The sequence below is a fragment of the Azospirillum rugosum genome (assembly GCF_017876155.1).
Classification (GTDB): Bacteria; Pseudomonadota; Alphaproteobacteria; order Azospirillales; family Azospirillaceae; genus Azospirillum; species Azospirillum rugosum.
The window spans coordinates 220,637-239,694 of record NZ_JAGINP010000001.1; the positions used below are offsets into that span (position 1 = coordinate 220,637).

The following is a 19,058-nucleotide window of genomic DNA, read 5'->3' on the forward strand; positions in this document are numbered from 1 at the left end:
CGCCGCCATGGCCAACGTGCTGATCATCGACGACGACGACATGGTCCGCACCATGCTTCTGCGCACCCTGACCCGCGGCGGACACGAGGCGGTCGGCGCGCGGGACGGAATCGAAGGCGTCGACGCCTTCCGCCGGAATCCCGCCGACCTCGTGATCACCGACATCTTCATGCCGAACCAGGAAGGGCTCGCGACAATCATGGAGCTGCGCCGCAGCTATCCCAGCATCAAGATCATCGCCATTTCCGGGGGCGGCGCGCGCGCCTCGCTCGACGTCCTTCCCGTGGCCGAGGCGCTGGGCGCGCAGAAGACCCTGCGCAAACCCTTCACCCCGGCCGAGGTGATGGACGCCGTGCGCGACGTGCTGGGCGCCTAAGCGTCCAGCACACCGGCCGGATCAGTCCCGGTGCTGGCGATGGTGATGCGGTGTGCGCCGCGGGCGCGGTCCCGTCGGGAGTGCCGTCAGGCGGCCATCCGCTCTTCGCGGGCGCGAAGATTGCGCTTTACGCGCTCCAGGAGCTGGCTCAAGCACTCGCGGCTGATGCCGTCGCGCTTCATCAGGGCCACGATGATGGGCTCGTCCAGGATCTCCGACAGGGTCGGATCCTTCTGATGGTCCATGCTTTCCTCCCTGGCATCGGCTGTTGTCCACCGATGAATTTTATTATACGCGGAGAATAGAATTGCGCAATGATACTGCATTGCGAAATTTCATGTCACTCTACCAAGCGGCGAATGACCATCCAGCCTAAATGCCTCAACGCACCACTCTTCGCCTATGCCTTCTTGGGGATTACGCCGAATGCATCAGTGGAACCGCTCCGCAGGAGTCGCTTGCGGGTGGGTCACGTCGCCTGTTCGCGCGTGATCGACACGCCGGATCCCGTCACATCGGGCAGGGCGGAGGACAACTCCACGTCCACGCGGACGCGGCGGACCTTGGCGTGGGCGAGGCACAGGGCGGCCGCCCGGTCGGCCAGGTAATCGGGGCCGGGAACCGCATCCTCCGCACACAGGCGGCGCAGATCCTCGACGATGTCCTCGTAGGACATGACGGCGGCGATGTCGTCCGGGAAGCCGCGGCCGGGATGGCTGACCTTCAGTTCCAGGTTGATGCGCGCGGTCGTGTGGTCCGTCCGGCCGGCGAGCGACACGGTGGCCGTGAAATCCCGAAGCAGGATGGTGTAGGTCGCCGACGCGTCGGAGGCGGCGCCAGCGCGTCGGGAATCGGTGTCGTTGGGCAAAAAAGCAGTCTCCAGGCGGCCGTGTCGGCGCTACGCCGGCGGGCACTATAGCGCAAGCGTCCGCGATTGCCATCGTGTGGGCGTAGGTGTGGGCGTAGGTGTGGGCGCGGTTCGGGACGGAGTCGTCAGACCGCTTCGGCGATCACCCCGGTCACCGGCACCACCGTATCCCGGCCGGGCACGGCCTCCTCCAGCTGCCCGATGCTGCGGCTGAGCGCCGGATGGACCAGGTCCGCCGCGATGTCGGCCAGCGGGCACAGCACGAAGGCCCGCTCCGCGATGCGCGGGTGGGGGATCTCAAGCTCCGGCGCGTACATGACCAGTTCGCCGTAGAGCAGGATGTCGATGTCGATGGGGCGGGGACCGAAGCGCAGTCCGCCTTCGCTCCGGCCGAGCGCCGCCTCGATCCCCTTCACGAAGCGGAGCAGTTCCCAGGGGCCGAGCAGGGTCTGGCCGCGCACGACCATGTTGAGGAAGGCCGGCTGGTCGGTGACGTACATCGGCGCGGTCTCGTAGACGCGCGAAAAACGGTCGAGGCGAACCTGGGGTCCGAGCTTCCGCTGCGCCTCCCGCAAGGTCGCAGCGCGGTCACCGAGATTGCTGCCAAGAGCGAGGTAGACCGTGGTCATCGCGATGCCGTCGCTAGTCGAAACCATTTCCTCACCTGTCATAGCATGATCCCCCTGTGCCGCAATCGACAAAGCGACCTATCCATCCAAATTGCCACAGTCGCCCGAACTGCCACAGTCGCAATGTCCTATGCCCAGTTTCCTAGCCGTCTTCCGGCGGGAACCGCAAGCCATCCCTGGGGTTGTGTTCATGGAATGGTCTCCGGTCGGAGGGTGTAAGCGATGTTGGTCGGGCGTGCGGCGATGAAGGCGGGTCTGCTTCTTGTTTTGGGAATGACGGGGCTGTTGCTCGCCTCCTGCGCGACCGGGCCGGACCCGCAGGTGGCGCGGCGCGCCCAGTCCGAAATGCTCGGCATGCCAAAGGAGCGGCTGCTCGCCTGCGCCGGCGTGCCGGCGCGTCAGGCGACGGCGGGCGGCAAGGAGTATTTCACCTATGTCGAGCGCCCGGCGGTGGCCGCCGGGCCGGGCACCAGCATCGGCATCGGCGGTTTCGGCGGCAGTTCCAGCGGTGTCGGAGTCGGGTTGGGGTTTGGGCTGCCGGTGGGCGGCTACAGCAGCGGCAACGGCTGCGAAGCGACGTTCGTTCTTGGCGGCGGCGTGGTGGAGCAGGTGTCCTATCCGGCCAGTTCCGAACTGTCCGCCTGCACGCCCATCGTCCAGAACTGCATCCCGCCTGGCCCACGCTGACTCATACTTTTCGAGGGGGAGCCCTCCGGAATGAGGGACTGTCCGGGGCCACGGCGATGCCGTATCGTCCTGGCCTGAGCTTGGCCGTGCACGCGTTCCGAAGGGTGCACGGACCGGGCTTCAACGATGCGGGCGTGGGGTTTGGAGGGACGACGTCATGGACATGAGTGGCAGCCAGCGCATCGCGGCGCCGCGCGAGGCGGTGTGGAAGGCGCTGAACGATCCGGAAATTCTGCGCCAGTGCATTCCCGGCTGCGAAGAGGTGCAGAAGGTCTCCGACACGGAATTCACCGCGAAGGTCGTCGCCAAGGTCGGCCCGGTCAGCGCGAAGTTCGCGGGAAAAGTGACCTTGTCGGACCTCGACCCGCCCAACGGCTACACCATCACCGGTGAGGGATCCGGAGGTGCCGCCGGATTCGGCAAGGGCGGCGCGACGGTGACGCTCGCTCCCGACGGCGACGCGACGCTCCTGTCCTACACGGCGAAGGCCCAGGTCGGCGGCAAGCTGGCGCAGATCGGCTCGCGGCTCGTCGACGCGACCGCGCGCAAGATGGCCGACGATTTCTTCACCCGCTTCACCGCGGTGGTCGGCGCGCCGGAACCGGCGCCGGAAACGCTTGCCGAGCCCGTGCCGGCGGCGGAGCCCGTTGCTGCCGAGCCGGAGGCCGCGCCGCGCCGCGTCGTGGTCGCCGAGGCACCGGCTGCGGAGAGCAGCGGGGCGTCGGCCGCGCCCGCGGCCACGGTGACTCCGGCCGTGGAAAGGCCGCCCGAATTGCCGCTTCCGCTGCCGGCCGCCCGCGGCCGGGGCGGCCTTTACGTTCCTTGGTTGGCTATCCTCGCCGTGGCGGTTCTCGTCATCGTGCTGGCCTGGATGAAATAACCCGTCCTTGGTGTTTATTTAACGTGGCGCGACACCTTGGGGGTTTGGCCTTACCCCAAGAATGTGTATCCTGCGCCACGTTCTCGCCGGCATTGTGCGCCGGCCACATCCGGATAGGGAAAAGCAACAATGAAGAAGCATCTCCTGGGCGCCACTGTGATCGCCGGTATCGTCCTGGGCGCGGGCGCCGCTCTGGCGGCCGACTCCGCCGCTGGCAAGGACGTGTTCAAGGTCTGCATGGCCTGCCACACCGCCGAGCAGGGCAAGAACAAGGTCGGCCCGTCGCTGTTCGGCGTCGTCGGCCGCCCGGCCGCCTCGATCGAGGGCTTCAAGTACTCCAAGCCGATGCAGGAGAAGGCCGCCGGCGGCCTGGTCTGGACCCCGGACAACCTGAAGGCCTACATCGCCGCCCCGAAGGAGATCGTCCCGGGCGGCACGATGGCCTTCGCCGGCCTGAAGGAGCCGGAGAAGCTCGACAACCTGATCGCCTTCCTGAGCGAGCAGAAGTGATCTGAGCGCGGATTTCCGCCGCGTAGGGCCGGGCCGGAGGGCGACCTCCGGCCCGGCTTCGATTCGGGCCCTGTTTTGTGTTTGGGGGAGCGGTTAACCTGCCGCCTCCAGGCTCTTGCTCGCCACCTCGAACACATCGGGGGACAGGCCCGGCGTGGCGACGATGCGCTCCAACTCCGCCCGCATCAGGGCGCGGCGCTGGGAATCGTAGCGGCGCAGCCGCGAGAAGGGGCCCATCAGGCGGGCCGCCACCTGCGGGTTCATCGGGTCGATTCGCAGCACCTGGTCGGCCAGGAAACGGTATCCCGCCCCGCCCGCGTCGTGGAAACGCACCGGGTTGCCGCCGGCGAAGCCGCCGATCAGCGCGTAGACCTTGTTCGGGTTGCGGATCTCGAAGGCCGGGTGCGACAGCAGCTTGGTCACGCGCTCCAGCGTGTCCGGCCGGTGGGAGGTCGCCTGGACGCCGAACCACTTGTCCACCACCAGCGGCTCGCCCTTCCAGCGCTCGTAGAAGCCGGTGATGGCCTCCTCGCGCTCCGGCGCGTCGGCGTTGCTGAGGAACTGCAGCGCGGCCATGACGTCGGTCATCGCCTGCGCCCCGTGGTACTGGCCGAGGCAGAGGCCGAGCGCCTCCTCGTCCTCCAGCGCCATCAGGTAGGCGAGGCACAGGTTCTTCAGCGCGCGCCGGCCGATCGCCGCCGCGTCGACGGAGAAGGGCTCGTTGCCGGCGTTGCGGCGGTAGGTCGCCAGCCAGTCCGGCCGCAGTGCCTCGGCCAGCCGCTTGCGGGCGAACTCGCGCGCCTCGTGGATGGCGTCGGGGTCGATCACCTCCATCTGCGTCCCGACATAGCCCTCCGTCGGCAGCACCAGCGCCTGGGCGGCGAAGGCCGGGTCCTTGTCGGCGTCCTTCAGCACGGCCCCGACCGCGTCGATGAAGCTCTGAGGCAAGGCCAGTTCGCGGCCGGCCTGCCGGTCGGCGACCAGCGACAGCAACAGCCGGGTGGCCAGCACCTGGCCGGCTTCCCACCGGTTGAAAGCGTCGCTGTCGTTGGCCATCAGGAAGGTGAGGTCGGCGTCCGACAGGTCGGCCTTCAGCTTCACCGGGGCGGAGAAGCCGCGCAGCAGCGACGGCACCGGGCGGGCCGGGACGTCCAGGAACTCGAAGGTCTGTTCAGCCTGGGTGACGTGCAGCGTGCGGCTGGTGCCGACGGGCTTATCCTCGCCCTTCAGGCGCAGCGGCAGGTCCTTCCCGTCGGGGCCGAGCAGGCCCATGACGAGCGGGATGTGCATCGGCTGCTTCTCGGGCTGGCCCGGCGTCGGCGGCACCGCCTGCTTGACGGTCAGGCGGTAGGTCTTCGCCGCCTCGTCATAGGCGCCCGTGACGTTCAGTTCCGGCGTGCCGGCCTGCCGGTACCAGAGCTTGAACTGCGTCAGGTCCGTGCCGGTGGCGTCGGACATGGCGGCGGCGAAATCGTCGCAGGTCACCGCCTGCCCGTCGTGGCGCTGGAAATAGAGGTCCATGCCCTGCCGGAAGCCCTGCGGCCCCAGCAGCGTGTGGTACATGCGGATGACTTCCGACCCCTTGTCGTAGACGGTCGGGGTATAGAAGTTGTTGATCTCCACATAGCTGTCCGGGCGCACGGGGTGCGCCATGGCGCCGGAATCCTCCGGGAACTGCACGGTGCGCAGGCGCTGCACGTCGGCGATGCGCTTCACGGCGCGCGAGTTCATGTCGCTGGAGAATTCCTGGTCGCGGAAGACGGTCAGCCCCTCCTTCAGCGACAGCTGGAACCAGTCGCGGCAGGTGACGCGGTTGCCGGTCCAGTTGTGGAAATACTCGTGCGCCACCACGGCCTCGATGCCCAGGAAGTCCTGGTCGGTGGCGGTTTCCGGCTTCGCTAGGATGTATTTGGTGTTGAAGACGTTGAGGGACTTGTTCTCCATCGCCCCCATGTTGAAGTCGCCGACCGCGACGATGTTGAAGATGTCCAGGTCGTATTCCAGCCCGAACACCTCCTCGTCCCAGCGCATCGACTTGATCAGCGAGCGCATGGCGTGGTCGACCTTGTCCTCGTTCCCCGGCTCCACGTAGATGCGCAGGGTCACGTCGCGGCCGGACATGGTCTGGAAATGGTCTTCCTGATGCCGCAGGTTGCCGGCGACCAGCGCGAACAGGTAGCAGGGCTTGGGGAAGGGGTCCTCCCACACCGCGCGGTGGCGGCCGTCGGGCAGGTCGCCGGACTCCACGAGGTTGCCGTTGGACAGCAGCACCGGGTAGCGCGCCTTGTCCGCCGTGATGGTGGTGGTGTAGCGCGCCATCACGTCCGGACGGTCGGCGAAGTAGGTGATCTTGCGGAAGCCTTCCGCCTCGCACTGGGAGCAGAAGTTGCCGGAGGACTTGTACAGCCCCTCCAGCGCCGTGTTCTCCTGCGGCTTGATGCGGACGACGTTCTCCAGCGTGAAGGCGTCCGGGACGCTGTGGACGGTCAGGTGGTCGGGCGTCACGGTGTAGTCGCCGTCGGTCAGCGGCTTCCCATCCAGCGCCACCGACACAAGCTCCAGCCGCTGGCCGTCCAGCGTCAGCGGCTGCGCCGCCGCGTCGCCGCGCGCCGGGTTGCGGCGTATGCCGAGCACCGCGCGCACCGTGGTCACGTCCTCGCCCAGGTCGAAATGCAGATCGACGGTGTCGATCAGGTGCGCGGGCGGGCGGTAGTCCTGCAGGCGGATGGCCTTGGGCGTGCCTTTGTCCATGATGGCGTTTCTCTAACCTTGTTTGGCCGGAACGGCGTCGCTGGGACGAACCTTAGCATGGAGAGAGTGGGGATGAAGGGCGCCGTTGGACAGGGGCGATCGGCCGGGGAGCAGGGCCATCGTCATTCCCGTCTGCGTGCTGCTGGGCGTGCGATGGAATGAAACACTGTGAAACATGAGCGACGGTGATGTTTCATGGTGGCTCCCTTCCGGCGATGTAAGTTTTTTATCCTATATGATCCGGGAAAATGAGGCAACAGGGCGGGGTGGGGGCCGCAGGGCTGTGGAGTTGGAAGACGGGAATCCACCATCCATAGGACCATCGTTGTCCCCGCGAACGCGCTACGGTATGCACACATCTCGCGGATGCGGTAACGCATTGAGCAGCATAGAAAAAGCCCCTCTCCCCTTGGGGGAGAGGGGTCTGGGGTGAGGGGTCGTTACGGGCGGTAGCCCGGAGAAAATCTCAAACCTGGCCGCGGTGGGTGGTTCCGGCCGGCCTGTGGCCGGCGCCACCCTCACCCCAAACCCCTCTCCCCTCAAGGGAGAGGGGCTTTTTCTCCACTGTATCAGCCACTTACCGCAATGGCGAAATGTGTGCATACCGCAGCGTCTTCGCGGGGATGACGGGCGTCTCAAGAAACGAATACGGTCTCCAACTGCGATTGCCCTGAGCCGGGGAGCGTAGGTGCTTGTTCCCAAGGGTGGCTGTGCCTATCATCGGATGCGGAGGTGGACGATGGGCAAGACGGTTCGCGTGAACGCGGAAATCAGCGAAGAGCTGAACGCCAGCCTGCAACGGCTCGCGGACGAACATGGCCGGTCCAAGGACGCGTTGATCGAGCAGGCCCTGCAGGTCTACGTGCAGTCGGAAGAACAATTCGCCGCAGCGGTCCGCGAGGGTATTGCCGCGTGGCAGGCCGGAGAGGCCGTCGAGCATTCCGATGTCGTGGCTGATTTCGAACGCCGGTACGGCCGTGCGCAATGAGGCGCGTAGGTTGGGTGGAGCCGAAGGCGCACCCCAACATCGTTCATGAGCGAGTCTTGTTGGGCTGCGCTGGCGCTCCACCCAACCTACGGGGCCATACGAAAAAGCCCCTTTCCGGGTGGAAAGGGGCTTTCGGATCGCGGCGCTCAAGAACCGGTCAGACGTGGAAGCTCTCGCCGCAGCCGCAGCGGCCCTTTTCGTTCGGGTTCTTGAAGACGAAGCCGGTCTGGAACTTGTCGTCGACGTAGTCCATCTCGCTGCCGATCAGAAACATGACGGCGGCGGGGTCGATCAGGATGGTGACGCCCTTGTCCTCCACCACCTCGTCGAACTTCATCTTTTCCTTGGCGTATTGGACGTCGTAGCTGAGGCCGGAGCAGCCCCGCGCCTTCACGCCGATGCGCAGGCCGATGATGTCGTCGGTCGCCTTGGTCATCAGCGACTTCACACGCTCCGCGGCGGCGTCGGTGATGGACAGGGCCTTGGGAAGAGCAGCAGTAGCCATGGGGATCTTCGCCTCCTTGATCAGAACATGTCCAGCTGGATCCGCGCGACCTCGGACATCATGTCCTGGCGCCAGGGCGGGTCCCACACCAGTTCCACCTTGCATGTGGTGACGTCTTCGACGGACTCAACCGCCTGCTGCACCTGCAAGGGCAGTTCGCCGGCGACCGGGCACATGGGGCTGGTCAGCGTCATGTCGATCTCGACCTCGTTGTTCGGGCCGACGTCGACGCGGTAGATCAGCCCCAGCTCCCAGATGTCGACGGGGATTTCCGGGTCGTAGCAGGTCTTCAGCGCCGCAATCACGGCGTCGCCCAGCACGGCGCGCGGGTCATAGGCGGCCTTGGCCGCGGCCATGTCCGCCTCGGTCTGGTTCATCGGCCGGGCTTCATTCGCCCCAGCCTCGTTGGTCATCGCGTCTTCGGACATCGCGGGTTCACCGTCTCTGAAAAATGCTACTCGCCAAGGCTCTATTCACTGGACGCCTTGTCCTGGCCTTCAATGGCCGCGTTCATCGCGTGCCAGGCCAGGGTGGCGCACTTCACGCGCACCGGGAACTGACGGACGCCGGACATCACCATCAGCTTTTCCATGGCTTCCTCGTCCACGGGGCCGTGGTCGCCGTGCTCGTGGTCGTCCTTGGTGCAGAGGTCGTGGAAGGTCTCGAACAGGGCCTTGGCCTCCGCCTCGGTCTTGCCCTTCACCACCTCGGTCATCATGGAGGCGCTGGCCGTGGAGATGGCGCAGCCGCGGCCCTGGAAGGCGACGTCCTCGACCACCCCGTCCTTCAGCTTCAGGTAGACCATGAAGCGGTCGCCGCACATGGGGTTCTCACCCTTGGCCTCCCGGTTGGCATCGTCCGGATGCCGGAAGTTCCGGGGGTTCTTGCCGTGGTCCAGGATGACTTCCTGGTACAGCTCGCGCAGTTCGTCCATCATGCTCCGAAGAACTCCTTCACCGCGATCACCGAAGAGACCAGAGCGTCCGCCTCAGCCCGCGTGTTGTAAAGGGCGAAGCTGGCCCGCGCCGTGGGGCCGACGCCGAACCGTTCCGACAGCGGCTCCGCGCAGTGGCGCCCGACGCGCACCGCCACGCCGTACTGGTCGACGATGGTGCCGACGTCGTGCGGGTGCACGCCCTCCACCGTGAAGGACAGGATCGGGCCCTTGCCGGGTGCGGTGCCGATGATGCGCACGCCCTCCACCTGCGACAGCTTTTCCGTGGCGTAGCGGAGCAGGTCGTGCTCGTGCGCGGCGATGGCCTCGCGGCCCAGCGATTCGATGTAGTCGAGCGCGGCGCCGAGCCCGATCACCTCGGTGATGGCCGGGGTGCCGGCCTCGAAGCGGGCGGGCGGCAGCTTGAAGGTGGTGCCCTCGAAGCTGACGCTCTCGATCATGTCGCCGCCGCCCTGGTAGGGCGGCATCTTCTTCAGCAGGTCGTACTTGCCGTAGAGCACGCCGGTGCCGGTCGGGCCGTAGAGTTTGTGGCCGGTCATGATGTAGAAGTCGGCGTCGATGTCCTGCACGTCCACCACGCCGTGCACCGCCGCCTGGCTGCCGTCGAACAGCACCGGCACGCCGCGCTCGTGCGCCAGCCGGGCGATCTCCTTGGCCGGCGTGACCGTGCCCAGCACGTTGGAGCAGTGGGTGATCGCCACCAGCTTCGTGCGGTCGGACAGCAGGTCGGCGTAGGCGTCGAGGTCGAGCACGCCGCGGTCGTCCACCGGCACAACCTTGATCCGGACGCCCTTGTCGGCCTGGAGCAGCTGCCACGGCACGATGTTGGCATGATGCTCCATGACGGAGAGGATGATCTCGTCGCCCTCCGACAGGAAGGCGCGCCCGTAGCTGTGGGCGACGAGGTTGACGGCCTCCGTCGCGCTGCGGGTGAAGACGATGTTGCGTTCCGACGGGGCGTTCAGGAAGCGCGCGACCTTGCCGCGCACGGCCTCGAACTGGTCGGTGGCGGTCTGCGACAGGAAATGGACGCCCCGGTGGATGTTGGAATAGTCCTCCTCCAGGAAGCGCGTCATGGCGTCGATGACCTGACGCGGCTTCTGCGCGGAGGCGGCGCTGTCCAGATAGACCAGAGGCTTGCCGGGCTTCCCCTTCCTGTCGTGCACGGTGCGCGACAGGACGGGGAAGTCGGCGCGGACGCGCTCAACATCATAAGTGGTCAGGGTGGGATCCGCGATCTGGGTGTCCATGTCCCGTTTCCTTCGTTAGCGCGCGTTCTGCCAGGCGGAGACGTAGGCCTGGAAGGCCTCGCGGACGCCTTCCTCGGGGATCTCGTCCAACGCCTCCGCCAGGAAGGCACCGATCAGCAGGCCGCGCGCGGCCTCCTTGTCGATGCCGCGGGCGCGCAGATAGAAGAGCTGCTGGTCGTCCAGCTCGCCGGCGGTGGCGCCATGGCTGCACTTCACGTCGTCGGCGTAGATCTCCAGCTCCGGCTTGGCGTCGATCTCCGCGGTCTCCGACAGGAGAAGCGCGCGGTTCTGCTGGTAGCCGTCGGTCTTCTGCGCGCCGGGACGCACCAGGATCTTGCCTTGGAACACCGCGCGTGCGGTGTCGTCGATCACGCCCTTGTAGACCTCGCGGCTGGTGCAGCAGGGGACGGCGTGGTCGATGAAGGTGCTGGTGTCCACATGCTGGTCGCCGCGCACCATGTAGGCGCCGCTGACGTGGATGTCACCGTGCTCGCCGTCGAAGGTGCTGCGCACCTCGTTGCGCGACAGCTTGGCGCCCGTGGTCAGGATGAAGTTGTCGTAGACGCCGTGGCCGCCGACCTTCGCCGCGGTGTGCGACAGATGGAAGGCGTTGGTGTGCTCGCGCTGGACCTTGTAGTGGTGGACCGACGCGTTCGCGCCGACGAAGACCTCGCCCACGCCGTTCGACAGGGTGGCGCCGGTGCCCAGGCCCACATGGTGCTCCACGATCACGACGCGGGCGTTGTCCTCCGCGACGATCAGAGTGCGCGGGTGGAAAGAGGTCGGGTGCTCGTCGGAACCGACGGAGACGAAGACCAGTTCCACAGGCTCCGCCACCTCGACGCCCTGCGGCACGTGCAGCACCGGGCCGTCCGCTAGGAAGGCGGTGTTGAGCGCCACCAGCGGCAGGTCGTCCGGCGTGGCGAGGCGGCCGAGATGCTCACCCACGAGGTCCGGCTTGTGGGTCAGCGCGTCGGCGAGGTTCAGCAGCTCCACGCCCGCCGGCAGGCCGGCGGTGGAGGACAGCTCCGCCCGGAAGCGGCCGTCGACGAAGACCAGCCGCGGGCCAGAGGTGCCGGCGGCGCGGACCGTCGGCAGAACGTCGAAGCGGACACCGGTTTCCGCCGCGACGGCCGGCTGGAAGGCCAGCTTGTCGAGCGCGCGCAGGTTGGTGTAGCGCCAGGACTCGTTCTTGACGGTCGGGAAGCCCAGCTGTGCGAAGCGGGCGCGGCCCTGGTCGCGCAGGTCGCGCACCCAGGACAGCGACCCGCCGGGCAGGTCGGCCTTCAGCCGGTCGAACTGCTCCAGGAAGGGCCGGGCGGTCGCCGGGTCGAAGCCGCGCGGGGCGGCTTCGGGGGCGCGGGACGGCCCAGGGGAGGTGCCGTGCGAGGTTGTGGTCGTCGCCATGGCTCAGGCAGCCTCGTTGACGCCGAACTCGGCGTAGCCGTTCTTCTCCAGCTCCAGCGCCAGCTCCTTGCCGCCGGAACGCTGGATCTTGCCGTGCGCCAGGACGTGCACGTAGTCCGGTACGATGTAGTCGAGCAGGCGCTGGTAGTGGGTGATGACCAGCATCGCGCGCTCCGGCGAACGCAGGGCGTTGACGCCCTCCGCCACGATCTTCAGCGCGTCGATGTCCAGGCCGCTGTCCGTCTCGTCGAGGATGGCGAACTTCGGCTGGAGGACGGCCATCTGGAGCGTCTCGTTGCGCTTCTTCTCACCGCCGGAGAAGCCCACGTTGACCGCGCGCTTCAGCATCTCGTCGGTCATGTTCAGCGCCTTGGTCTTCTCGCGCACCAGCTTCAGGAACTGCATGGCGTCGAGTTCCTGTTCGCCACGCTGCTTGCGGATGGCGTTCAGCGCGGACTTCAGGAAGGTGGTGTTGGCGACGCCGGGGATCTCCACCGGGTACTGGAAGGCCAGGAAGACGCCGGCGCCGGCACGCTCCTCCGGCTCCATCGCCAGCAGGTCCTGGCCGAAGTACTCCACCGAGCCCTTGGTGATCTCATAGCCCTCGCGGCCGGCCAGCACGTAGCTGAGCGTGCTCTTGCCCGAGCCGTTCGGGCCCATGATGGCGTGGACTTCGCCGGGGCGGATCGTCAGGTTGATGCCCTTCAGGATTTCCTTGCCGTCCACCGTGGCGTGCAGGTTCTTGATTTCGATCATGGTGTCTTCGCCTTCCTTAACCCTGGCGGTGGCTTTGGTAGGTTGGGTGGAGCGCCAGCGCAACCCAACATGCCTTCCAATGCTGCGACTGTTGGGTTTCGCTGGCGCTCCACCCAACCTACGGATGTCCTTACCCGACGCTGCCTTCCAGGCTGATGCCGACGAGCTTCTGGGCTTCCACGGCGAATTCCATGGGCAGCTCCTTCAGCACTTCCTTGCAGAAGCCGTTGACGATCAGCGACACGGCGTCCTCTTCCGACAGGCCGCGCTGGCGGCAGTAGAAGAGCTGGTCCTCGCTGATCTTGGCGGTCGTCGCCTCGTGCTCGATGCGGGCGGTGCGGTTGCGGCTTTCGATGTAGGGCACCGTGTGGGCGCCGCACTGGTCGCCGATCAGCAGGCTGTCGCACTGGGTGTGGTTGCGCGCACCCTCCGCCTTCGGCAGGATCTTCACCAGCCCGCGGTAGGTCTGCTGCGCACGGCCGGCGGAGATGCCCTTCGACACGATCGTCGAGCGGGTGTTCTTGCCGATGTGGATCATCTTCGTGCCGGTGTCGGCCTGCTGCAGGTTGTTGGTGATGGCGACCGAATAGAACTCGCCCACCGAATTGTCGCCCTGCAGGATGCAGCTCGGGTACTTCCAGGTGATGGCGGAGCCGGTCTCCACCTGCGTCCAGGAAATCTTGGAGTTCTTGCCGCGGCAGGCGCCGCGCTTGGTCACGAAGTTGTAGATGCCGCCGACGCCCTCTTCGTTGCCCGGGTACCAGTTCTGGACCGTCGAGTACTTGATCTGCGCGTCGTCCAGCGCCACCAGCTCGACCACCGCGGCGTGCAGCTGGTTCTCGTCGCGCTTGGGCGCCGTGCAGCCTTCCAGGTAGCTGACGTAGCTGCCCTCGTCGGCGATGATCAGCGTGCGCTCGAACTGGCCGGTGTTGGCCTGGTTGATGCGGAAGTAGGTGGACAGCTCCATCGGGCAGCGCACCCCCTTGGGGATGTAGACGAAGCTGCCGTCCGTGAAGACCGCCGAGTTCAGCGTGGCGTAGAAGTTGTCGGTGTAGGGCACGACGGAGCCGAGATACTTCTGCACCAGCTCCGGACACTTGTGCACGGCCTCGGAGATGGCGCAGAAGATGATGCCCATCTCCTCCAGCTTGGCCTTGAAGGTCGTCGCGACCGACACGCTGTCGAACACGGCGTCCACGGCCACCGCCGGGCTGCGGCCTTCGGACCCTTCGACGCCCGCCAGGATCTCCTGCTCGCGCAGGGGGATGCCCAGCTTCTCATAGGTCTTCAGCAGTTCCGGGTCGACCTCGTCCAGCGACTTCGGCCGCGCCTTCATCTTCGGGGCGGCGTAGTAGTGCGCGTCCTGATAGTCGATGGGCGGGTAGGAGAGCTTGGCCCAGTGGTGCGGCTCCTCCATCTGCTGCCAGGCGCGGAACGCCTTCAGGCGCCATTCGAGCAGCCATTCCGGCTCCTCCTTCTTGGCGGAGATGAAGCGGACGGTGTCCTCGTTCAGGCCCTTCGGCGCGACGTCGGATTCGATGTCCGTCGTGAAGCCGTACTTGTACTTCTGCTCCGTAACGGCGCGGACCTGTTCGACGGTTTCAGTCGTGGCGGCCATGTGCTCTCGTTCCCTAAAAGCGTTTCCAGATTGCGCCGAACGTCAGACGGCGCGCCGTGTCGGTGCGGATTCGTTATTGGCCAGATCGATGTCGGGCCAGGTGGCGGGCCCCATCATGTCGGCCAGGGTCACTTGTTCGAGCGCGCCGCGGATGGCGCGGTTGACCTTTTCCCAGCCGCCGCGCATGGGGCACATCCGCTCCACGCCGCATTGGCTGTCGGCGCCCTCGACGCAGGCGGTCAGCGCGATGGGGCCGTCGAGTGCCGTGATGATTTCGGCGATGGATATTGCATCGGCGGTGCGGCTGAGCGCATAACCCCCGGCGGCGCCCCGGTGCGAGGTCGTCAGGCCGGCCGGGGTGAGGGCCTTCATCAGCTTGGCGACGGTGGGGGCGGGCACGCCGGTGCGTTCGGCCAGGTGAGTCACGGTGTGGACCGTGCCCACATGCCGCGCCATCTCGCTCATGACGACGATGGCGTAGTCGGTCAGCTTGCTCAGCCTTATCATAACCGCCCCATACAGGACTAAATTAGTCCTGATTAAGTGGCCATCATAAGACCTTTGTCAAGCGGAACCGTGGCCGAATAACCGCCGGAAACGCTCGGTTATATTAATGGCAGGATTGCGCGGCGCGCACTGCGACGTTCCGCCGCAGGTGGCGGTTGAGCCGCCCCGGAACATGGGTGTCGGCACGGAAAAAGAAAGACGGCCCCGCGGGATGGCGCGGGGCCGCTGACGTCAAGACGTCGAACGCGATGAAAAGTCAGGAAGAGCGCCCGTCCGTCAGGACGGCTTGCGCACTTCCTCGCGGGCCGCGTCGCCCGCGGCGGTGACCGCGTCGCCGACCTCTTCCTTCGCCGCTTCGACGGCCGCGCGGGCCGCGCGGGTGCCGCGGTCCATGGCCTCCTGGGCCAGTTCCTTGGCGCGGTGGGTCGCCTCGTCGGCGTAGTCGCCGATCCACTCGTTCTCGTAGCGGGTCGACGGGATGCTGGCGCCGAGCGCCGCCCCCAGCGCCACGCCCATCACGCCGGCGACCAGCGGGTGCTCGTCCACCATGTCCCACAGGCGGCTGGTCGCGCTGTGCATGCGCTCCGTCGACATCAGGCCGTGGCGGCCGCCGTCGCTGTGCGAGGCGGAGGTCTGCTGCGAGGACTGGCCGACGCTGTAGGTGCGGCCGCCCATGCCCGGGATGTGGTCGCGGGCGCCGCTCACGGCGCCGCTGGCACGGTCATAGGCGTCGCCGGCCAGATCGCTGGCGCGGTCGTAGGCGGTGCTGGCGGCGTCGCGCACACTGCCGGTGGCGCTGTAGAAGGTGTCGCGGGCGTATTCCGCCGCGCTGCCCGCGCGGTCGCGCACGGAGTGGACCGCACCGCTGCGCGCGATGCGCCGATCGTAGCCGCTGCCCGACAGCGCGAGCCAGCCGATGCCGAGGCCGATCAGGGCCAGCGGGATCGGGTTGTCGCGCACGGTGCTGGACACCGACGACGTCCAGCCGCGGGACTGGCCGCTCCGCGCCTGGTTGTAGTTGCGGTCCTCCTGGCGCTGGCCGCGCCCGCCGTTGCTGGTGTTGTGCATCCGGTTCATGGCGTTCTCCATCACAGTCCTTGGGGCGAGCTGCCCGGCCTTGTGCCGCAGCGCGCCGATCGTTTCGGTGATCCGCGACTGGCTTTCGCGGATGTCCCGCTGCAGAGCGTCATAGTCGCGGGACTGGTCCGCGGAGGACCGTTCCCGCCCGTGGTCCGCGCGCCCGCTCATCGGGCGAGCTGGGACTTGGCCCAGCGCTTGTCGTCGCGCAGCGTCTCCATGGTCCGCCGCGGCTGCAGGTTCTCCGGCTTCAGCCGGTTCTTGCCCATCAGGGCGATCACGCCCCCGATGGCCAGCACCACCACGCCGACGATCACGGCGGCGAGCCAGGGCGCCACCACGGTCGCCAGGGCCAGCACCGCGGCTGCCAGCAGGACCAGAACGCCGGCGAAGGCGATCAGACCGCCGGCGGCGAGAAAGGCGACGCCGCCCGCCGCCTGTCCCGCCTTTTCCGTGAGTTCGGCCTTGGCGAGTTCGATCTCCGTGCGCGCGAGGTTGGTGGTCTCGCGCGCCAGGTCGGCGAACAGGCCGGCGATGGGACGATCCTGACGCGGGTCATAGGGACGATCCTGACGCGGATCGTAGGAACGGTCCTCCGCGGCGCTCATGGCAGGGTGCCTTGGGGTTTGACGCCGGTCACCGGGGTGGAGTTGGCGCCGGCCGAACCCTGGTTGGCTTGGCCCTGGTTGGTCTGGCCGGAACCGATGCCGGTGGTGCCGGTGCTGCCGGCCACCAGCTGGGCCGCGTCGCGGGTGCGGGCGGCGCTGGTCGCGGCGGTGGCCGCGTTCAGGGACGCGCGCGGCGGGGCGGCGCCGGCGGTGGCGTGGTTGCGGTCATAGGCGCTGGACGACCCCGCGGCGGTCGAGCCGGCGATGCCGCCCGCCATGCCCCGGCCGGTGTCGCGGCCCGCACCGGACACCATGCCCGTGCCCATGCCGGAAGCGGTCGCGGAACGGCCGGCGCTGAAGCTGGACCGGTCGTCGTGACCGAAGCCGGACATGCGATCCGAGGTCATGCGCGACGTCGGGGCCCGGTAGCCGCCCTGGCCTTGAAATCGACGGTCACCCGAGCTTTTGATGAAGCGGGCGAACAGGAAGCCGACCGCGAAGGCCGCGCCGACGAACACCTCCGGCTGGCGCCGGGCGAAGCGCTCGACCTGGCCGACCATGTCGTCGACGCTGGAGGTGCGCAGCATGTCCGCAACCTGCTCGACGCGGTCGGCGGCCTGCCCGGCGTAGCGCGCGGCGGCGCCGTTGTTCTCGTCGTTCAGCTGCTCGGCGGCCTTGTGCAGGGCGTTCGCGACGCTGCCGAGTTGGTCGGCGGCGCGGTGGCTCTGCTGCTCCAGGAGCGAGCGGATCCGGCCCTGGGCGGAGCTGATGCTGTCGCGGCCCGCCTGCGTGGCGTCGTCGGCCATGCGGCTGACGTCGCCGGTCATGCGGTCAGACGGATTGTTGCCAGTCGAATTGTTACTGGTCGAATTGTTGCCCATGGCGTTGCTGGCGCTCGAGTTGCGGTCGGTGTTGCTCATGCGGCCCATGTCGTTGTGTTGGCCTCCGGCCTGCTGACGGGTTGCGTTCGGCTGGCTGCCCGGTTGGCTCGTGCCGTTCTGGCCCGTGCTGTTCTGGTCCTTGCGGTTCGGTCCGCCGGTACCCGCTCCGAAGCCCCCTCCGATGCCCGACGTGTCGCGGTCTGCCATCTGCTTTCCTCCTCCGGGATTTCATTCTCCGCGGCATGCGGCGTCTCGCCGCGCTGGGCGGCGACCGATGTCAACCCTTCAAACAACAGCGCAGGCTTCGGAGTTCCGCCGTGTGTACAATCCTTTGCCGTGGCAACGCGGGGTTGCCGCCGCGCGCCTGCCCTTGGGCATCGCAATTGGACAGAACGCGGAATTCTGCTAAACTTTGCCGCGAAGCGAACTCGGCCCCGATGAACCGGAGGAGGCGGGCGTGAGCGGGATTTTCAGCGTGCTGTCCGACGGCCAGTCGAACCTGTTCCGCCTGCAGCAGGCCAAGAAGGCCTGGGAACGCGATATGGAGGCGATGGACGCCAAGGACGCGAAGCAGCGCCTGACCGACAAGGCGGACGCGGTGCGCCAGCCCTTCGCGCTCACCCCGAAGCAGCAGCAGGAGCGCACCTCCGCGTTGAGCGCGCTGGAGGAGGCCAAGCGCGTCGGCGGGCCGAAGGCGGCGGCCGAGCAGAAGCTGGAGGAGGTGGAGCGCAAGATCGCCGAGCTGAAGCTGATGATGCGCTATTCCCACGGCAACCGGGAGAAGCTGGCGCAGCTGGCCCGCGAGGCGGCGATCCTGGCCCGCGAGGCCGGGCGCGCGGCGAAACAGTACGGCGAGGGCGTCGCCGCCGCGGCGGAGATGGGGCTGCCGGGCGGGGCGGGTGCGCCTGGGACCGAAATCGTGCACACGGTCACACGGACGTCGCTGACCGTCGTCCAGACGGAGATGTCCGTGGACGTCACGGTGACGCTCAGCCCGGACGCCCTGGCGAGGGCGCAGGGGGCGATGGCGCAGGGTGGGGATGCGGCGGGAGCCGCCGCCCTTGCGCGGGACGTGGCTTCGTCCTCCGCCAACCAGGACTCCTCCGGCGATGGCCCGCCGGCCGGCGAGACGGACGCGCTGGCGGCCGAGGCGTCGGATCTGGAGGATCAGGCGGCCCAGGCCAGTCTCGGCGAGGAGGATGGCGCCGCGCCCAATGAAGCACCGACGGACGGAATGCCGCCCGACGTCGCCGAGGCCGTGAAGGCGGCGCTGGGCGGAATTCAGCCGGGATCGGGGGCCTTGTCCAGCGACGGCCGGCGCGCGCTGATGCAGCGGATGATCGCCGACAACGACCTGAAGATGTCCCGCTACCGCGAGGCGGATGCCTTCGGCCAGCGGGTCGAGAAGATTCTGGCGACGGTGAAGTCGATCATCGGCGAAGCCAAGGTCGTCAACGAGGCCGACCTGTCGGAAGAGCGGCGCAAGGCCCGGCGCGAGTCCTTCAAGGCCTACGACAAGATCGTCGACGGCGCCCAGGACGAGGTCAACGGACTCCGCCAAGCGGCTTTCGGTTCGGGCATATCCCCGCGGGAGGTGCTGGATATCCTGACCGGCGGCGATGACGGCAACGCCACGACGGAGGGTGGGGCGGAGGCCGGGGCGAATGGGGCAGTCTCACCGGCGGATGCGGCGTCCGCCGGCGGAGCCTCCGCGGTGAACCTGCTGGCGTGAGGACGTCATCGCAACAGAAGGGCAGGGCGCGCATCTCCTTCGCGGTGGCGGGCGAGTCGATCGAGGTAATTCC

At 67.6% G+C, this 19,058-nt stretch carries 21 protein-coding genes; 6 read left to right on the top strand and 15 right to left on the bottom strand.

The features are described 5' to 3' along the window. The first annotated feature begins 7 nt into the window (after positions 1-7). Positions 8-376, top strand: coding sequence for a response regulator (locus tag J2851_RS01065; protein WP_209762574.1), 369 nt, complete (start codon positions 8-10; stop codon positions 374-376). A gap of 86 nt (positions 377-462) precedes the next feature. On the opposite strand, the gene J2851_RS01070 is transcribed toward J2851_RS01065, so the two are convergent. The 3 genes from J2851_RS01070 to folK all read right to left on the bottom strand — a co-directional run bounded on the left by J2851_RS01070 (position 463) and on the right by folK (position 1,900). Next, positions 463-621 carry a hypothetical protein gene (locus tag J2851_RS01070; protein ID WP_209762577.1) on the bottom strand — a complete coding sequence of 53 codons (159 nt, stop codon included), beginning with the start codon at positions 619-621 and terminating at the stop codon, positions 463-465. Between the two features lie 224 nt (positions 622-845). Beyond that, the gene (locus tag J2851_RS01075; protein ID WP_209762579.1) at positions 846-1,244 is read right to left on the bottom strand and encodes a dihydroneopterin aldolase; all 399 of its coding nucleotides are present in this window, start codon (positions 1,242-1,244) and stop codon (positions 846-848) included. A gap of 125 nt (positions 1,245-1,369) precedes the next feature. Continuing rightward, positions 1,370-1,900, bottom strand: coding sequence for a 2-amino-4-hydroxy-6-hydroxymethyldihydropteridine diphosphokinase (folK, locus tag J2851_RS01080; protein WP_246500337.1), 531 nt, complete (start codon positions 1,898-1,900; stop codon positions 1,370-1,372). A gap of 246 nt (positions 1,901-2,146) precedes the next feature. Between folK and J2851_RS01085 the strand changes: the two genes are divergently transcribed. From J2851_RS01085 to J2851_RS01095, 3 genes are all read left to right on the top strand, one after another. After that, positions 2,147-2,560 carry a hypothetical protein gene (locus J2851_RS01085; RefSeq protein ID WP_246500338.1) on the top strand — a complete coding sequence of 138 codons (414 nt, stop codon included), beginning with the start codon at positions 2,147-2,149 and terminating at the stop codon, positions 2,558-2,560. A gap of 157 nt (positions 2,561-2,717) precedes the next feature. Then, positions 2,718-3,440: an SRPBCC family protein gene (locus tag J2851_RS01090; protein ID WP_209762581.1), complete on the top strand. Its 723-nt coding sequence runs from the start codon at positions 2,718-2,720 to the stop codon at positions 3,438-3,440. A gap of 129 nt (positions 3,441-3,569) precedes the next feature. Further along, entirely contained in the window at positions 3,570-3,950 is a 381-nt protein-coding gene (locus tag J2851_RS01095; RefSeq protein WP_209762584.1) for a c-type cytochrome, read from the top strand. Between the two features lie 93 nt (positions 3,951-4,043). On the opposite strand, the gene pepN is transcribed toward J2851_RS01095, so the two are convergent. Then, complete coding sequence (gene pepN, locus J2851_RS01100) at positions 4,044-6,701, bottom strand: aminopeptidase N (RefSeq protein WP_209762587.1); 2,658 nt, start codon at positions 6,699-6,701, stop codon at positions 4,044-4,046. A gap of 739 nt (positions 6,702-7,440) precedes the next feature. On the opposite strand from pepN, the gene J2851_RS01105 reads away from it, so the two are divergent. After that, positions 7,441-7,689, top strand: a complete 249-nt coding sequence (locus J2851_RS01105; protein ID WP_209762590.1) for a CopG family ribbon-helix-helix protein — start codon at positions 7,441-7,443, stop codon at positions 7,687-7,689. Positions 7,690-7,846: 157 nt separating this feature from the next. On the opposite strand, the gene J2851_RS01110 is transcribed toward J2851_RS01105, so the two are convergent. The 11 genes from J2851_RS01110 to J2851_RS01160 form a co-directional block, all read right to left on the bottom strand. Continuing rightward, positions 7,847-8,194 carry a HesB/IscA family protein gene (locus tag J2851_RS01110; protein ID WP_209762593.1) on the bottom strand — a complete coding sequence of 116 codons (348 nt, stop codon included), beginning with the start codon at positions 8,192-8,194 and terminating at the stop codon, positions 7,847-7,849. Positions 8,195-8,214: 20 nt separating this feature from the next. Beyond that, positions 8,215-8,622 carry a DUF59 domain-containing protein gene (locus J2851_RS01115; protein WP_209762596.1) on the bottom strand — a complete coding sequence of 136 codons (408 nt, stop codon included), beginning with the start codon at positions 8,620-8,622 and terminating at the stop codon, positions 8,215-8,217. 41 nt (positions 8,623-8,663) lie between these two features. Further along, positions 8,664-9,131 (bottom strand): Fe-S cluster assembly sulfur transfer protein SufU, encoded by a 468-nt coding sequence (gene sufU / locus J2851_RS01120; protein ID WP_209762599.1) that lies wholly within the window; start codon positions 9,129-9,131, stop codon positions 8,664-8,666. Continuing rightward, positions 9,128-10,399: a cysteine desulfurase gene (locus tag J2851_RS01125; RefSeq protein WP_209762602.1), complete on the bottom strand. Its 1,272-nt coding sequence runs from the start codon at positions 10,397-10,399 to the stop codon at positions 9,128-9,130. The genes sufU and J2851_RS01125 overlap by 4 nt, the downstream gene beginning before the upstream one ends. 15 nt (positions 10,400-10,414) lie before the next feature. Continuing rightward, positions 10,415-11,806, bottom strand: a complete 1,392-nt coding sequence (gene sufD / locus J2851_RS01130) for a Fe-S cluster assembly protein SufD (RefSeq protein WP_209762605.1) — start codon at positions 11,804-11,806, stop codon at positions 10,415-10,417. A 3-nt stretch (positions 11,807-11,809) separates the two neighbouring features. After that, a complete protein-coding gene (gene sufC, locus J2851_RS01135) occupies positions 11,810-12,562 on the bottom strand; it encodes a Fe-S cluster assembly ATPase SufC (protein WP_209762608.1) in 753 nt (250 codons plus the stop codon). Positions 12,563-12,692: 130 nt separating this feature from the next. Further along, positions 12,693-14,180: a Fe-S cluster assembly protein SufB gene (sufB, locus tag J2851_RS01140; RefSeq protein WP_209762611.1), complete on the bottom strand. Its 1,488-nt coding sequence runs from the start codon at positions 14,178-14,180 to the stop codon at positions 12,693-12,695. A 42-nt stretch (positions 14,181-14,222) separates the two neighbouring features. Further along, on the bottom strand, positions 14,223-14,687 hold the full coding sequence (locus J2851_RS01145; protein WP_209762614.1) for an SUF system Fe-S cluster assembly regulator: 465 nt from the start codon (positions 14,685-14,687) through the stop codon (positions 14,223-14,225). 276 nt (positions 14,688-14,963) lie between these two features. Continuing rightward, positions 14,964-15,935 carry a hypothetical protein gene (locus J2851_RS01150; protein ID WP_209762618.1) on the bottom strand — a complete coding sequence of 324 codons (972 nt, stop codon included), beginning with the start codon at positions 15,933-15,935 and terminating at the stop codon, positions 14,964-14,966. Next, positions 15,932-16,372 (bottom strand): phage holin family protein, encoded by a 441-nt coding sequence (locus J2851_RS01155; RefSeq protein WP_209762621.1) that lies wholly within the window; start codon positions 16,370-16,372, stop codon positions 15,932-15,934. Before J2851_RS01155 ends, J2851_RS01150 begins: the two co-directional genes overlap by 4 nt. Then, on the bottom strand, positions 16,369-17,460 hold the full coding sequence (locus J2851_RS01160; RefSeq protein ID WP_209762624.1) for a hypothetical protein: 1,092 nt from the start codon (positions 17,458-17,460) through the stop codon (positions 16,369-16,371). The genes J2851_RS01155 and J2851_RS01160 overlap by 4 nt, the downstream gene beginning before the upstream one ends. 250 nt (positions 17,461-17,710) lie before the next feature. Here J2851_RS01160 and J2851_RS01165 point away from each other — a divergent pair, with 250 nt between their 5' ends. Next, entirely contained in the window at positions 17,711-18,985 is a 1,275-nt protein-coding gene (locus J2851_RS01165) for a hypothetical protein (RefSeq protein WP_209762627.1), read from the top strand. Positions 18,986-19,058: the final 73 nt, after the last annotated feature.

What these genes read in the sequence shown, in the direction of transcription:
- J2851_RS01065 (WP_209762574.1), top strand. Translation starts at nt 8, where the DNA reads ATGGCCAACGTGCTGATCATCGACGACGACGACATGGTCCGCACCATG.
- J2851_RS01070 (WP_209762577.1), bottom strand. Translation starts at nt 621, where the DNA reads ATGGACCATCAGAAGGATCCGACCCTGTCGGAGATCCTGGACGAGCCC.
- folK (WP_246500337.1), bottom strand. Translation starts at nt 1,900, where the DNA reads ATGGTTTCGACTAGCGACGGCATCGCGATGACCACGGTCTACCTCGCT.
- J2851_RS01085 (WP_246500338.1), top strand. Translation starts at nt 2,147, where the DNA reads ATGACGGGGCTGTTGCTCGCCTCCTGCGCGACCGGGCCGGACCCGCAG.
- J2851_RS01090 (WP_209762581.1), top strand. Translation starts at nt 2,718, where the DNA reads ATGGACATGAGTGGCAGCCAGCGCATCGCGGCGCCGCGCGAGGCGGTG.
- J2851_RS01095 (WP_209762584.1), top strand. Translation starts at nt 3,570, where the DNA reads ATGAAGAAGCATCTCCTGGGCGCCACTGTGATCGCCGGTATCGTCCTG.
- pepN (WP_209762587.1), bottom strand. Translation starts at nt 6,701, where the DNA reads ATGGACAAAGGCACGCCCAAGGCCATCCGCCTGCAGGACTACCGCCCG.
- J2851_RS01105 (WP_209762590.1), top strand. Translation starts at nt 7,441, where the DNA reads ATGGGCAAGACGGTTCGCGTGAACGCGGAAATCAGCGAAGAGCTGAAC.
- J2851_RS01110 (WP_209762593.1), bottom strand. Translation starts at nt 8,194, where the DNA reads ATGGCTACTGCTGCTCTTCCCAAGGCCCTGTCCATCACCGACGCCGCC.
- J2851_RS01115 (WP_209762596.1), bottom strand. Translation starts at nt 8,622, where the DNA reads ATGTCCGAAGACGCGATGACCAACGAGGCTGGGGCGAATGAAGCCCGG.
- sufU (WP_209762599.1), bottom strand. Translation starts at nt 9,131, where the DNA reads ATGATGGACGAACTGCGCGAGCTGTACCAGGAAGTCATCCTGGACCAC.
- J2851_RS01125 (WP_209762602.1), bottom strand. Translation starts at nt 10,399, where the DNA reads ATGGACACCCAGATCGCGGATCCCACCCTGACCACTTATGATGTTGAG.
- sufD (WP_209762605.1), bottom strand. Translation starts at nt 11,806, where the DNA reads ATGGCGACGACCACAACCTCGCACGGCACCTCCCCTGGGCCGTCCCGC.
- sufC (WP_209762608.1), bottom strand. Translation starts at nt 12,562, where the DNA reads ATGATCGAAATCAAGAACCTGCACGCCACGGTGGACGGCAAGGAAATC.
- sufB (WP_209762611.1), bottom strand. Translation starts at nt 14,180, where the DNA reads ATGGCCGCCACGACTGAAACCGTCGAACAGGTCCGCGCCGTTACGGAG.
- J2851_RS01145 (WP_209762614.1), bottom strand. Translation starts at nt 14,687, where the DNA reads ATGATAAGGCTGAGCAAGCTGACCGACTACGCCATCGTCGTCATGAGC.
- J2851_RS01150 (WP_209762618.1), bottom strand. Translation starts at nt 15,935, where the DNA reads ATGAGCGGGCGCGCGGACCACGGGCGGGAACGGTCCTCCGCGGACCAG.
- J2851_RS01155 (WP_209762621.1), bottom strand. Translation starts at nt 16,372, where the DNA reads ATGAGCGCCGCGGAGGACCGTTCCTACGATCCGCGTCAGGATCGTCCC.
- J2851_RS01160 (WP_209762624.1), bottom strand. Translation starts at nt 17,460, where the DNA reads ATGGCAGACCGCGACACGTCGGGCATCGGAGGGGGCTTCGGAGCGGGT.